This window comes from Pseudomonas sp. F-14 TE3623 (genome assembly GCF_053629015.1).
This window is the reverse complement of sequence record NZ_JBRJHM010000001.1, coordinates 5,002,499-5,014,854: the sequence shown is the minus strand read 5'-3', so window position 1 is coordinate 5,014,854 and position 12,356 is coordinate 5,002,499. Positions and strand designations below refer to the sequence as shown.

14 protein-coding genes are annotated in these 12,356 nt (G+C 56.9%); 9 read left to right on the top strand and 5 right to left on the bottom strand.

The features are described 5' to 3' along the window. Window positions 1-205: 205 nt before the first annotated feature. Window positions 206-760, top strand: coding sequence for a YdeI/OmpD-associated family protein (locus AB7M29_RS23415; RefSeq protein ID WP_008070764.1), 555 nt, complete (start codon window positions 206-208; stop codon window positions 758-760). Window positions 761-832: 72 nt separating this feature from the next. On the opposite strand, the gene AB7M29_RS23410 is transcribed toward AB7M29_RS23415, so the two are convergent. Further along, a complete protein-coding gene (locus AB7M29_RS23410; RefSeq protein WP_217858445.1) occupies window positions 833-1,765 on the bottom strand; it encodes a LysR substrate-binding domain-containing protein in 933 nt (310 codons plus the stop codon). Window positions 1,766-1,873: 108 nt separating this feature from the next. On the opposite strand from AB7M29_RS23410, the gene AB7M29_RS23405 reads away from it, so the two are divergent. Further along, window positions 1,874-2,248 (top strand): tautomerase family protein, encoded by a 375-nt coding sequence (locus AB7M29_RS23405; protein WP_217858446.1) that lies wholly within the window; start codon window positions 1,874-1,876, stop codon window positions 2,246-2,248. A 70-nt stretch (window positions 2,249-2,318) separates the two neighbouring features. Here the strand turns inward: AB7M29_RS23405 and AB7M29_RS23400 are convergent, their stop codons facing one another. Both AB7M29_RS23400 and AB7M29_RS23395 read right to left on the bottom strand, forming a co-directional pair. Then, window positions 2,319-2,552 (bottom strand): hypothetical protein, encoded by a 234-nt coding sequence (locus AB7M29_RS23400; RefSeq protein ID WP_454248093.1) that lies wholly within the window; start codon window positions 2,550-2,552, stop codon window positions 2,319-2,321. Window positions 2,553-2,736: 184 nt separating this feature from the next. After that, complete coding sequence (locus AB7M29_RS23395) at window positions 2,737-3,699, bottom strand: AraC family transcriptional regulator ligand-binding domain-containing protein (protein ID WP_454248092.1); 963 nt, start codon at window positions 3,697-3,699, stop codon at window positions 2,737-2,739. Between the two features lie 67 nt (window positions 3,700-3,766). Here AB7M29_RS23395 and AB7M29_RS23390 point away from each other — a divergent pair, with 67 nt between their 5' ends. From AB7M29_RS23390 to AB7M29_RS23380, 3 genes are all read left to right on the top strand, one after another. Then, on the top strand, window positions 3,767-4,621 hold the full coding sequence (locus AB7M29_RS23390; RefSeq protein ID WP_454248091.1) for a sterol desaturase family protein: 855 nt from the start codon (window positions 3,767-3,769) through the stop codon (window positions 4,619-4,621). Then, window positions 4,618-5,211, top strand: a complete 594-nt coding sequence (locus tag AB7M29_RS23385; RefSeq protein WP_454248090.1) for an NADPH-dependent FMN reductase — start codon at window positions 4,618-4,620, stop codon at window positions 5,209-5,211. Before AB7M29_RS23390 ends, AB7M29_RS23385 begins: the two co-directional genes overlap by 4 nt. Before the next feature lie 519 nt (window positions 5,212-5,730). Further along, complete coding sequence (locus AB7M29_RS23380) at window positions 5,731-6,348, top strand: LysE family translocator (RefSeq protein ID WP_454248754.1); 618 nt, start codon at window positions 5,731-5,733, stop codon at window positions 6,346-6,348. Between the two features lie 97 nt (window positions 6,349-6,445). Here the strand turns inward: AB7M29_RS23380 and katG are convergent, their stop codons facing one another. Further along, complete coding sequence (katG, locus tag AB7M29_RS23375) at window positions 6,446-8,734, bottom strand: catalase/peroxidase HPI (RefSeq protein ID WP_454248089.1); 2,289 nt, start codon at window positions 8,732-8,734, stop codon at window positions 6,446-6,448. A 273-nt stretch (window positions 8,735-9,007) separates the two neighbouring features. Here katG and AB7M29_RS23370 point away from each other — a divergent pair, with 273 nt between their 5' ends. Genes AB7M29_RS23370 through AB7M29_RS23360 form a run of 3 tightly spaced genes read left to right on the top strand, consistent with a single transcriptional unit; the run spans window position 9,008 to window position 9,816 of the window. After that, a complete protein-coding gene (locus AB7M29_RS23370; protein WP_217858452.1) occupies window positions 9,008-9,223 on the top strand; it encodes a hypothetical protein in 216 nt (71 codons plus the stop codon). 41 nt (window positions 9,224-9,264) lie between these two features. Then, the gene (locus tag AB7M29_RS23365) at window positions 9,265-9,636 is read left to right on the top strand and encodes a hypothetical protein (RefSeq protein WP_454248088.1); all 372 of its coding nucleotides are present in this window, start codon (window positions 9,265-9,267) and stop codon (window positions 9,634-9,636) included. A 3-nt stretch (window positions 9,637-9,639) separates the two neighbouring features. Then, entirely contained in the window at window positions 9,640-9,816 is a 177-nt protein-coding gene (locus AB7M29_RS23360; RefSeq protein ID WP_038982653.1) for a DUF1289 domain-containing protein, read from the top strand. A gap of 19 nt (window positions 9,817-9,835) precedes the next feature. Here the strand turns inward: AB7M29_RS23360 and AB7M29_RS23355 are convergent, their stop codons facing one another. Beyond that, window positions 9,836-10,729: a LysR family transcriptional regulator gene (locus AB7M29_RS23355; RefSeq protein ID WP_454248087.1), complete on the bottom strand. Its 894-nt coding sequence runs from the start codon at window positions 10,727-10,729 to the stop codon at window positions 9,836-9,838. Between the two features lie 128 nt (window positions 10,730-10,857). On the opposite strand from AB7M29_RS23355, the gene AB7M29_RS23350 reads away from it, so the two are divergent. Continuing rightward, window positions 10,858-12,279, top strand: a complete 1,422-nt coding sequence (locus AB7M29_RS23350) for an MFS transporter (protein WP_454248086.1) — start codon at window positions 10,858-10,860, stop codon at window positions 12,277-12,279. The last annotated feature ends 77 nt before the right edge of the window (window positions 12,280-12,356 follow it).

Genomic DNA, 12,356 nt, shown 5'->3' with positions numbered 1-12,356 from the left:
TTCTGCACTGAATCTTTACCGCAGCTGAGCTTGGCGTCTTCCATGTCCCGTTTCTCCTTGGGCTATGTCGCGTTTGCTGCAATTCCTCCAGGCTAGACAAGGGCTTGCAGGACGACAAGGAACGTTATACGACATCACTGTCGCGTTTAAACGCGACAGTGATGTCGCCAAATAGTAGTTAGGCGTATTAGTTGGAGGAGTTGCAATGACAACAATCGATGTGAAATCCCGATTCGAAGCAAAGCTTCTTCGTCCGGCAAAGCCTGGTAATGATACGTCGTGGGCGTTCGTAGTACTGCCAAGAGACGCGAGTGAACAGCTTCCGAGACGAGGAAGGACGACAGTTGAAGGTACAATCAATGGGCACCATTTCCAGGCAACCCTTGAGCCGGATGGTCAGCTGAGCCATTGGCTGCAGGTAAGTAGAGAGTTACACGAAGCCGCAGGCGCGGCCGTTGGGGATATCGTTACACTAGAGCTAACCCCTGTGAAGAAGGAACCCGAGCCTGACATCCCACCAGATTTTCAGGAGGCACTGGCAGCCACTCCTGAGGCTCGTAAAGTTTGGAACAATACGACGACCATCGCACGAGTAGACTGGATACACTGGATTACTTCAGCCAAGCAACTTAAGACGCGCGCAAAACGAATTGGTGATGCCTGCGATATGCTTGCATCCGGCAAGAAGCAGGTTTGCTGTTTCGACCCGTCTGGCTACTACAGTAAGGCCTTCCGTGCGCCCGAGGCAGAAAATTTTTAAATGGAACATTCCGTTGAATACGCCTAACAAGGCGCTCAACACCGCTCGCTTCGCTCACTGCACTCGCAAAAGCTACGCTTTTGCTCGCCTGTTAGCGAGCCCGATGTCCAGCCCTTTCCCGGCGCCTGCAGTGATACTGAATGCCTGCTCCTCCAGACGGGTTTGTATCAACGCAGCCAGTTGTCGGGTGGCAGGCGCCAGGTGTTCTGCTCCACGATAAAGCACATAGCCGAGGGTCGGCAGCGTGGGTAGGCCAGCAATGACAGCGAGATGTCCTGGCAGCCCCATGCGGGTTCGCAACGTGAGGCCCAAACCGGCAGCAACGGCCGCCCAGATTCCACCAACGCTGGGGCTGGTCAGCGCGATTCGCCAAGGGATCCGCGCCTCATCCAATGACTGGGTTGCCGCGCTGCGCAACACACAAGGGGCGTCGAACATGATCAAGGGCAGGGGAGAATCTATATCGCAGTTGAGCGGTGGCGTGTCACGAGACCCGATCCAGTGCATCTGCGTTTCACCCAGGCGCGTGGCATAAGGGGACTTGTGCCCTGTGTCCCACGTCAGGGCCAGGTCCAGGCCACCGCTGTCGATCAATGCAAGCAGTTCGGTATTACGCGCGATCCTGACTTCGAGGCTCACCTTCGGGTACATCTTGACGTAGCGTCGCAGGATGTCGCTGAGAAAGTGTTCGCCAAAGTCTTCCTGCAGCCCCAGACGTACCGTTGCGGCGGTCTGGCTTTCGTGCAGGGTCTGGAAAATGCTGTCGTTCATTTCAAGCAGTTGGCGGGCATGGCTGAGCAGGGATTCACCCACCGGCGTCAACACCAGCCCTCGACCGGATTTGGACAGCACTGGCGCGCCTATCTGTTCCTCAAGCTTCTTGAGTTGTGCGCTCACGGCAGACGTCGAGCGATTGAGCCGATCCGCCGCTTTGGCAAAGCTGTTGAACTCCACACCGGTCACGAAAGTACGCAGCACATCAAGATCGAAGGTCGGACGGCGCATCGAATCATCCACTCATTCAGGACTATGGTCGCCATTAAATCGGATATTCGGAATTATCGCGACTTGATAGTTTTCTCCTGTCAGTGGGTTTTTCAGGAGTAGACCGTTATGCCATTTGCACGTATTTCATTGCACCGGGGAAAGTCGGCCGAGTATTTACAGGCCCTCTCACAGGGGCTGCACGACGCGTTGGTAGAAAGCTTCGAAGTGCCGATGGCCGACCGGTTCCAGGTCATTCACCAACATGAAGTGGGCGAACTGATATTTGATCCCGGCTACCTGGGCGGTCCGCGCAGCCATGATTTTGTGCTGATCGCGATTACTGCCGGTCGCCCTCGAGACATCGAGACGAAACAGCGTTTCTATCGCACCTTGGTCGAGAGACTGAGTCGAGCGCCAGGCATCGACCCTGAGGACGTCATGGTGGTGATTACCACTACCGCGGCAGATGAATGGTCGTTTGGTGGCGGGCGGGGCAACTAGTTTTCTATCAGGTGGGCAACAGCACGAGGGGCACCGGTCGCTCACCACCATCGGTGCCGAAGTTGTTCATTCAAACAGGTGCCCTGCGCAGATATCGCCGATACAAAACAACACCCATAACAACCGAAAGCAACCCAACCCCTACATTACCCAAAAGCCAAATTGCAAAGTTCCGACTTTGGTCCGCATCACCCTCGTAGAACGGCCAAAAGTAGCTAGACACTGCCACGAATATCAAATTAAACGCCCCGATGGCCAAGGCAACGATAAGGATGACGAACAATGTCCCTTTAACAATTTTCATATGACCTTCCAAAACCAAATAACCCCTGACGGCTAGCCTAGCAGAGGGTTCATATTGGCCGAAGACCTCTCAGAGGCCCTTTGAAAAATCGGAAAGTTCCTACCCCACATGAAGACTACGCCGATCGGATAGTCGATACGGTAATGATCGATCTTTTGATTTTCAGCGGTTTCGCAGATGCCAATTATTTAGGGTCACGCCATCGACTTCGGGCATGGAGATAGGCAGTCAAATCGCTGTAGCCCAATTGAGCTGCAATCTCCGTCAACGACTCGCCTTGCAACTCAAGATGCAGTTCCAGTTCCGCCCGAATCTGATCGAGTAATTGCCTGAAGGTCGTGCCTTGTTCTTCCAGGCGTCTGCGTAATGTCCTGGGCGTCTGGTGCAGCGCCTTTGCCAGATCGTCCAGATTCGGAGTTTCACCTCTCGCCAGAGACCGTCGCGCACCTTCGGCAACCTTGGCTGACCAACCGTTGAAATTGCGATGCGCGGCAATCCGTCGATCCAGTTCCTGAGTCAATAACTCCAACATCCCGTGATGACGGGTTTGCATTGGCAGACTCAAGCTTTGCGCATGGAAATAGAAGCGGTTAACCGGGCAGTCAAACTCGATGCGGTCTCCAAACCACTGGGCATATTGCTTGTAATACGACGGACGCGAATGCATGAATTTTGCCAGAATTGGCTGCACATCCTGCCCCGTTCCACGTCGCAATTGCGCGATGGACATCACCCCATAATGTTCGATGACATACCGCGCCAACTCTCTTGGCGCATCGACGCACAACTCAATTCCGACGCCGTTTTCGTCATTCACCAACCTCACATTGTCGGTGTCCGATGCAAGCGGTGCGTATCGGGCCCAAAGCTGCATGGACGACAAAACGTCGGGGCTATACAGGCAAAGATAAGCCAGGACGTGCCAGTCCTGAGGCGTGAACAGCGCGAACAGTTTTAACCCGATCGCCGGATCAATGCGCGCCGCCTCGCGCCACAGCTGATCCAGCTCGATCAGGCTGTAATCCGTACTTTTTCGGGCAACCTGGCTGTCAAGAAAGCGCTCCAGCACTTGGCCCAGCCTGCCTCGATGAAAGCGCTGGGGCGGGCGATTGGCCGGTTCTAGCTCAATTCTGTCCATTTCGCGCATTGGGAGGGCTGACTCCTGGGTTTCTAATGACATGGCATTGCCCGCAAGGGCCTAAATCGAGAGTGCCATGAATACAATAATGCTCGCCAATAACCCTGCGTTGATAGTGGCCGGGATTTTCCTTGCCTTCATTTTGCTAGAGCTTGCCTGTTCCTCGTTTCGTCAGTCGTCAGGCGGCAAACGTGACGTACTCATTGAAGTCGTCGGCTCCGGCATACTGCTGGCGGTTACATTCCCTCTAGTCATGTGGCTAAGTGGCAAGATACTAAGTCAGGCTGTACCGGACATGAAGGACGCGTTGGCTGGAATCCCGTGGATTGCAGGATTTGTATTGTTTTTACTGCTCGATGACATGACCCAATACTGGTGGCATCGCCTGACTCACCGGGTTCCCGCACTTTACGCATTGCACCGAGCACATCATTCCGCGCCTTACATGAGTGTTCGAATTGTTTATCGAAATAACAGCTTTTACTACCTTCTGATGCCCGGGATCTGGCTGTCTGGCATGCTGATATATCTCGGTCTTGCTCCCATTTATTATGTTTATTTGATTGTAAAGATGACTGTAATTTTCGCAGCGCACAGCAGCGTTGCATGGGACGACAAACTTTATCGCATCCCCGCGTTACGCCCACTTGTTTGGGTTTTGGAGCGAACCTTCTCCACACCCTCCACTCACTCTGCGCATCACGGTTTGACTGCCGAGGATGGCGTTACCCATTACAAAGGCAATTTCGGCAACCTGTTATTTTTTTGGGACATCCTGTTCGGAACCGCAAAAATTACCCGTCGGCGCCCGCCAGCCTACGGAATCGAACACTTGTCACCGATAAGCTGGAAAGAAGAATTGTTCTGGCCCATCGTGCGTCCCCGCCGTTCCATACCCAAGGTAAACGCTAACCAGAAGGTGGCGCGATGAGTCGTCATATTGTTCTGCTGTCTGGATCGAACAGATCAAACAGTCAGTCAATCAAGGTCGCTAGGTATCTGCGCGACCGATTAGAGAAACTTGAGTTGTGTGACTCAAGCGAACTGATAGACCTGGCTTCCAGTCGGCTACCGCTTTGGCCAGAAGAAGACACCGACAGAGTCTGGAATGCCCAGCAATCCATTCTCAAAAAAGCGACGGCACTGATCGTGATCAGCCCTGAGTGGAATGGCATGGCTTGCCCGGCCCTGAAAAACTTCTTTTTGTACGCAGGGCTCAGCGAACTTGGACATAAGCCTGCGCTCTTGGTGGGCGTTTCGGCAGGACTTGGCGGGGCATATCCAATTGCTGAATTACGCGCATCGAGCTACAAAAATAGCCGGATCATGTATTTGCCTGAACAACTCGTCATTAGAAACGTAGAGTCGATGTTAAACAGCGAAAGGCCTGCAGACGAAAATGATCGTCGCATTCGGACGCGTGCCGACTGGGCTCTGCAGATACTTTGTCAATACGATGCAGCTTTACGCACCACACGACCTGCAATTGAACACCCGCCAGAGTTCTCTACCGGGATGTAAAGCCACGGATGCTGAAGATCAAAAGATCGCAGCCTTCGGCAGCTCCTCGTGGTGGGGGCTGCGTCGTTCTGATCCGTATTTTTTTGGGTTATCTGCATCTGTAATGGGATCAGCCTGCGGCTCACAATGACAGCACGGTCAGCAGTTGTGGTAGCCGCTGCACCGCAAACTCATAACGTAGGAGGCCCCATGGGCAAGATGGCATTTTTCCTGGGCGGATTTCTGGTGTTGACCATTTTGATTGGTGCGCTTGCCACGATTTCTCCGGTGTAAGGAGAAGGTGGGGTGCCCATATTCCAGTGAGTTGCGCAGTAAAAAGCCCCGTCCCATTTTTAGGTGGGTGGGGCTTTTTCTTTGAAGATCAAGCGCGGCCCGAGCCTGAAAATGACTGTTCCTGGCGTAAAAATACAACCATGCCGAAAAGCCCTGTATCGAATTATTATTTCGTTGTACGTTGAGTCCGCGGGCGGCCTTGATCTGAAAGACTGTCCCTGGGCACAACACTCGCAAGGAATGCAGATGATCGATGGTCCCGCCGTTTTGACAGTCTTTTTGGTTTACCTGGCCGGTGTCGTTATTCCAGGGCCAAATTTCGTTGCCGTAGTTCACAAAGCGGTGGCTGCTACGCGGTCAGAAGCTTTGGCCTTGGTAGCAGGCATCGTATTGGTCAATTTGTTCTGGGCCACCTGTGCAATCGCAGGTATCGGCGTTGTATTTGCTGCGTTCCCTTGGGCGGCGCTGATCGTAAAAGTTCTGGGGGCAGCCTACCTGATGTGGTTTGGATTCGGACTGCTGCTCAAGGCCGGGAAGAGCGCGCTTGCCCCCTGTAACAATGCAGTCGTCGGTAACTTTCGGCAGTCATTCATTCAGGGGGTTGTGACGAACATTGGCAACCCTAAATCCATGGCCTTCTATGCCGCTATTTTCTCAGCCGCAGCCCCCACCCACGTTGCACCAGGCACGTTTTTGTCGATGCTGGCAGTCGTAGTTGTGGTTTCGATGACTTGGTATGGAGTGGTCGCAATCGCTCTTTCGCAACCTGAGATCGCTTCAGCGTATCGACGGAGAAAAAAAGCTATTGATCGACTGTGCGGCGGTTTGATTTTGTCTCTGGGAATTCGGCAGCTGATTCAATAAGCCCACGATTGAGTGTCTATCCTGGCCGATAGATCAGCAAAAAGCCAAACGCCTCCACATAGGGAGGCGTTGCGGGTTTTCAGCAATATTGCTCAGTTCATCTCAAATCAAACCGATCCAGATTCATCACCTTGACCCAAGCCGCAACGAAGTCTTTCACAAACTTCTCCTTCGCGTCGTCGCAGGCATAGACCTCAGCCAGCGCCCTCAACTGCGCATTCGAGCCAAACACCAGATCGACACGCGTACCCGTCCATTTAAGGTCGCCGGTTTTCCGATCGCGTCCTTCAAACTCTTCATTGGCCTCCGACACTGGTTTCCATTCCACGCTCATATCGAGCAGGTTTTTGAAGAAGTCGTTGGTCAACGCTTCTGGCTGCTTCGTGAACACACCATGCTGGGTTTGCCCGACGTTGGTGTTCAACACGCGCAGGCCGCCGATGAGCGCGGTCATTTCTGGCGCGGTGAGTGTCAGCAGTTGCGCCTTGTCGATCAGTAAGGCCTCGGCCGGTACGCTGTAGCGGGATTTGAGGTAGTTACGGAAACCATCGGCGACGGGTTCGAGGAACCCGAAGGATTCAACGTCCGTTTGTTCTTGCGAGGCGTCCATCCGGCCCGGTGTGAAAGGTACCGTCACAGTCTGGCCAGCATTTTTCGCTGCTTGTTCGACGCCGGCACAACCAGCCAGCACGATCAGGTCTGCCAGCGAGATTTTCTTGCCGCCGCTGTTGAACTCGTTCTGGATGCTCTCGAGTTTCGCCAGTACGCTCGCCAGTTGTTCAGGTTGGTTGGCCTGCCAGAATTTTTGCGGAGCCAGACGCAGACGTCCGCCGTTGGCGCCGCCGCGTTTGTCGGAGCCACGGAAGGTGGAGGCCGCTGCCCAAGCGGTCGATACCAGTTGCGAGACCGACAGGCCGCAGGACTGGAGTTTACCTTTGAGAGCGGCGATGTCGCTGTCGTTGACCAGGGCATGGTCGACCTCCGGAATGGGGTCTTGCCACAGGAGTTCTTCGTTCGGCATTTCCGGGCCGAGGTAACGGGAGAGGGGGCCCATGTCGCGGTGGAGCAGCTTGAACCAGGCGCGGGCGAATGCGTCGGCCAACTGGTCCGGGTTCGCCAGGAAGCGCCGTGAAATCTGCTCATAAATCGGGTCGAATCGCAGGGACAGGTCCGTGGTCAGCATGGTCGGATTACGCCGCTTCGACGGGTCGTGAGCATCCGGAATAATGCCCGCGCCAGCACCGCCTTTCGCCGTCCACTGGTTGGCGCCCGCCGGGCTCTTGGTCAGTTCCCACTCGAAACCGAACAGGTTTTCCAGGTAGTTGTTGCTCCACTTGGTGGGCGTGGTGGTCCAGGTCACTTCCAGGCCGCTGGTGATGGTGTCGCCGCCCTTACCGCTGCCGAAGGTGCTCTTCCAGCCCAAGCCTTGAGCTTCGAGGCCAGCGGCTTCGGGCTCGGCGCCGACGTTGTCGGCAGGGCCGGCACCGTGGGTCTTGCCAAAGGCGTGGCCGCCGGCGATCAGCGCGACGGTTTCTTCGTCATTCATCGCCATGCGCCCGAAGGTCTCGCGGATGTCCACCGCAGCAGCGACCGGATCCGGGTTGCCTTCCGGGCCTTCCGGGTTGACGTAAATCAAGCCCATTTGCACCGCGGCGAGCGGGTTCTCCAGGTTGCGTCCTCCGTCGGTACGGCTGTCCTCATTTTCCCCCGGCTCAGCAACGAGTGGGCCTTCGCCGGGTTCTTGCATGGGTTCCTTTTTGTCTTTTTCATAGCGGGTGTCGCCGCCCAGCCACTTGTTTTCCGAGCCCCAGTAGACGGCCTCATCCGGTTCCCAAACGTCTGGCCGACCGCCGGAAAAGCCGAAGGTCTTGAAGCCCATGGATTCCAGCGCGACGTTACCGGTGAGCACGATCAGGTCGGCCCAGGAGATGTTGCGACCATACTTTTGCTTGATCGGCCAAAGCAGCCGGCGCGCCTTGTCGAGGCTGACGTTGTCCGGCCAACTGTTGAGTGGTGCGAAGCGCTGCTGACCGGAACCGGCACCGCCACGACCGTCACCGGTGCGGTACGTGCCGGCGCTATGCCAGGCCATGCGAATAAACAGCGGCCCATAGTGACCGAAGTCTGCCGGCCACCAGTCTTGTGAATCGGTCATCAGCGCGTTCAGGTCTTGCTTGAGCGCCTGAAAGTCCAGGTTTTTGAACGCTTCGGCGTAGTTGTAGCCCTCATCCGTGGGGTCGGACAGCCGCGAATTCTGGTGCAGGATCTTCAGGTTCAGTTGGTTCGGCCACCAATCGCGGTTCGTCGTGCCACCGCCCGCGGCGGCGTGATTGAACGGGCATTTCGATTCATTTGCCATGTGTGCGCTACCTTTGGTCGTATTCATCCGGCTATCCGGCCCGGGGTGGGCGCGCAATAGCGACGAGCGAAATCAATGACATAGGCTGCAGGGCCAGCAGTTCGATCAATTGATCGTCGTGGTCACACGGGAAATCTGGAGAACAGCAATCGAGTTGCCAGCACGGTGGCCCACGGCAAGCCTAGTACGCTTCTGACTCATTCGTATCTTTTATCAAGTCTCAACCGGCCAGCTCACGCCAGCGCTCCAATAAGGTTAGACGCCTATAAAGCAGTCAGCTAATAGGTGGAGTATTGGGGGGTGATAGGTATTTTCTTTTATCTGAGCCGTCGGGATGGAGCCGATCAAAAGATCGCAACCTTCGACAGCTCAGGTATGCATCGTTTACATGACCATGTTCCAACACAAAACCTGTGGGAGCGTGGCTTGCCCGCGATGACGGCGGCACAGACGCAGCAACTCTCGGATCAGCCCGAAATTCAGGTCCACCGTTATTCACTGAACGATATCGTATGATGAGCCCCTTCCATCGCCGCCCACCCAAGGACCCTTACCCGATGTCTTTAAGCAAACGCGATCAGGCCCACATCGAACGTCGCCTGGTCGCCACCCTGACCGAGGCGTGTGAAATCGCCAAATCGGAAATAGTCGGGTTCTGCTGGCTGACCCACGAAGTCGATTACGACGTCTTTCCTTCCAGCCTGCGGGTGGTCTGGGTCTTCGATACGCAGGCCAACAAGGATCAGGCGCTGGCGAGCGGGCAGGGCGAGCGCATGGTCGAACTGACGGCCGTGGCGTTAAGCGAAGCGGACGTTCTCGTCAGCCCGGTAGCGGCCCATGTGCAGTTTGATTCTGAAGAACAATGTCAGCGCGCCAATGCCGGCAACTGGCAGCAACGCCTGGCGCCCAAGCGCTCGACGCGGGGTTGAAACGTGGCCAAGGATATCGAAAATCCGTGTGTTTCTATTTGCCAGCTGAGCGGTGAACTGTGTGTCAGTTGTGGCCGCACTAAGGACGACATCAGAAAATGGAAACGCATGAAGCGCCCGGAAAAAATGGCGGCGGTGCAGCGGGCGAGTTTGCGGTTGAAGGGGCTGCAGAAAAAATGAAGCGGTCAGGTGTGAAACTCTAGGACTGCGCACAAACCTCTCGAACACATTCACGCAGCCACCGATGTGCAGAGTCGGCATCCATGCGTGGGTGCCAGAGCATCGAAATGGTGATCGGCGGCAGGTCGAACGGAAGGGCGAAACTGTGCAGGCCGGCGCGCAGGTTTCGGGTGTGTTGCGCAGGCACGGTGGCGATCAGGTCCGAGGCGCGAGCCAGCGCCAGCGCAACCGAAAAGCCGCCGACAACAGTAGTGATCTCGCGCTCCAGTCCTAGCCCTTCCAAGGCTTCATCCATCGGCCCTCTAGCGAGCCCGCGTCGCGAGACCAGGATGTGCCTGCCAGCGGCATAACGGGAGGCGGTGACCTCGCCCTGGCTCAGCGGATGCCCTGTGCGCACGACGCCGATGAAGCGATCTTCGAACAACGCACGGGTGCGCACTTCCGGGCTCGTTGTGCCGCCGACCACGCCGGTTTCCAGGTCGACGGAACCGTCGCGAAGCGCGGCGCTGTCCTTGTTCAGCTTCTGCACAAAGTGCAAGCGTACGCCGGGTGCTTCCTCACTGACGCGGGCTATCAGCGCCGGTCCGAAGTTTTCGACAAAACCGTCACTGGTGCGCAGCGTGAATGTACGCACCAGTTGCTTGAGGTCGAGCTGTTCGGCGGGGCGCAGAACAGCTCCGGCATCTTGCACCAATCGACTGACCTGTTCGCGCAGTTCCAGCGCTCGGGGCGTCGGCACCAGCCCGCGTCCGGCCCGGACCAGCAGCGGGTCGCCCGTCGTTTCGCGCAATCGCGCCAGCGCCCGGCTCATGGCCGACGGGCTCAGGCGCAGTCGTTGGGCGGCGCGTGCGACGCTGCCTTCGGCGAGCAGCACATCCAGGGTAATCAGCAAATTCAGGTCGGGAGTCGTCATGCCTCAACGTTAGCACGGCGTGCGGGTGACATGGCGTCAAGCGCATCTATAAAGTGCAAATGCTGCGCCTTCCGCCTTGTCACGCACGGGAATACGCTGCTGATCTACCTTTCAGATGTGGCCAAACCATGAAACTCATCACTCAATCAGGCTCGGTTCGCTGGGCGCTCGCGAGCCTTTCACTGTCGATGTTGATGCCCTCACTCGACACCAGCATCGCCAACGCGGGTTTGCCGATATTGGCCGAGGCATTCGATGCGTCCTTCCAGCAAGTGCAGTGGATTGTTCTGGCGTATCTGCTGGCGATCACCACGCTGATTGTCAGCGTCGGACGACTCGGTGACCTCGTCGGCCGTCGACGTTTGCTGCTGGCGGGCATCGGCATTTTTACCCTGTCATCGCTGGCGTGTGGTGTCGCGCCGTCGCTTGGGTGGCTGGTCGGTGCCCGGGCCGTGCAGGGGCTCGGGGCGGCGATCATGCTGGCGCTGACCGTGGCGTTTGTCGGTGAGACGGTGCCGAAAGCGCAGACCGGCAGCGCCATGGGATTGCTCGGCACGATGTCGGCGGTCGGCACCACGCTGGGACCGTCGCTCGGTGGGATGTTGATTGCAGGCGCGGGTTGGCAGGCGATTTTTCTGATCAACGTGCCGCTGGGTGTTCTGAATATCTGGCTCGCGTATCGCTATTTGCCGGCGGATCTTCAGCGGTCGAAATCGCAGCGGGTGGGTTTCGACAAGGCAGGCACGTTGCTGCTGGCGTTGACGCTCGGGGCGTATGCGCTGGCCATGACGATCGGCCAGGGTGAGCTGGGGCCTCTCACTATTGCGCTGCTGATGACGGCTGTTGTTGGCGTTGGGCTTTTCATAATCGTCGAGGCCAAGGTTGCCTCGCCATTGATTAAATTGGCGCTGTTCCGCGAGCCAGGATTGAGCGCAAGCCTGGCCATGAGCACGCTCGTTTCGACGGTGATGATGGCGACGCTGGTGGTCGGGCCGTTTTATCTTTCGGGTGCGCTTGGCCTAGGTACAGCGCTTGTCGGACTTGCCTTGTCGGTCGGCCCGTTGGTGGCGGCGCTGACCGGTGTGCCGGCCGGTCGCCTGGTGGACCGTTTTGGCACTCGGCGCATGACCCTCGTCGGGCTCGTCGCAATGACGCTCGGCACGGGGGGGTTATCCATGATGCCGGTGGGTTTCGGCATCCTCGGCTACCTCGCGCCCATCGCGGTGATCACGGCCAGCTATGCGTTGTTCCAGGCTGCCAACAACACCGCGATCATGACCGATATCCGTCCGGATCAGCGCGGCGTGATTGCCGGCCTGCTCAGCCTGTCGCGCAATCTCGGACTGATCACCGGGGCCTCGGTCATGGGCGCGGTGTTCGCCTTTGCCTCGGCGACGGCAGACATCACCACGGCATCTCCCGCAGTCATCGCCAACGGGATGCGGATAACGTTTGCCGTCGCTGTAGTCTTGATCGTTCTGGCCCTTGTTGTCGCGCTGACGCTGCGCGTTTCACACTGCTGCACCGTGTGCAGTAATGAACTGCAGTAAAGCTGTATTGTTCACTTTAAATCGAGTGCCGATACTTCCCGTACATTGCGCAGATGGGCTGCGCTGAAGTGAAGGAG

Excerpts from the sequence above, each read along its gene's own strand:
- AB7M29_RS23415 (WP_008070764.1), top strand. The coding sequence starts at position 206 with ATGACAACAATCGATGTGAAATCCCGATTCGAAGCAAAGCTTCTTCGT.
- AB7M29_RS23410 (WP_217858445.1), bottom strand. The coding sequence starts at position 1,765 with ATGCGCCGTCCGACCTTCGATCTTGATGTGCTGCGTACTTTCGTGACC.
- AB7M29_RS23405 (WP_217858446.1), top strand. The coding sequence starts at position 1,874 with ATGCCATTTGCACGTATTTCATTGCACCGGGGAAAGTCGGCCGAGTAT.
- AB7M29_RS23400 (WP_454248093.1), bottom strand. The coding sequence starts at position 2,552 with ATGAAAATTGTTAAAGGGACATTGTTCGTCATCCTTATCGTTGCCTTG.
- AB7M29_RS23395 (WP_454248092.1), bottom strand. The coding sequence starts at position 3,699 with ATGCGCGAAATGGACAGAATTGAGCTAGAACCGGCCAATCGCCCGCCC.
- AB7M29_RS23390 (WP_454248091.1), top strand. The coding sequence starts at position 3,767 with ATGAATACAATAATGCTCGCCAATAACCCTGCGTTGATAGTGGCCGGG.
- AB7M29_RS23385 (WP_454248090.1), top strand. The coding sequence starts at position 4,618 with ATGAGTCGTCATATTGTTCTGCTGTCTGGATCGAACAGATCAAACAGT.
- AB7M29_RS23380 (WP_454248754.1), top strand. The coding sequence starts at position 5,731 with ATGATCGATGGTCCCGCCGTTTTGACAGTCTTTTTGGTTTACCTGGCC.
- katG (WP_454248089.1), bottom strand. The coding sequence starts at position 8,734 with ATGAATACGACCAAAGGTAGCGCACACATGGCAAATGAATCGAAATGC.
- AB7M29_RS23365 (WP_454248088.1), top strand. The coding sequence starts at position 9,265 with ATGTCTTTAAGCAAACGCGATCAGGCCCACATCGAACGTCGCCTGGTC.
- AB7M29_RS23355 (WP_454248087.1), bottom strand. The coding sequence starts at position 10,729 with ATGACGACTCCCGACCTGAATTTGCTGATTACCCTGGATGTGCTGCTC.
- AB7M29_RS23350 (WP_454248086.1), top strand. The coding sequence starts at position 10,858 with ATGAAACTCATCACTCAATCAGGCTCGGTTCGCTGGGCGCTCGCGAGC.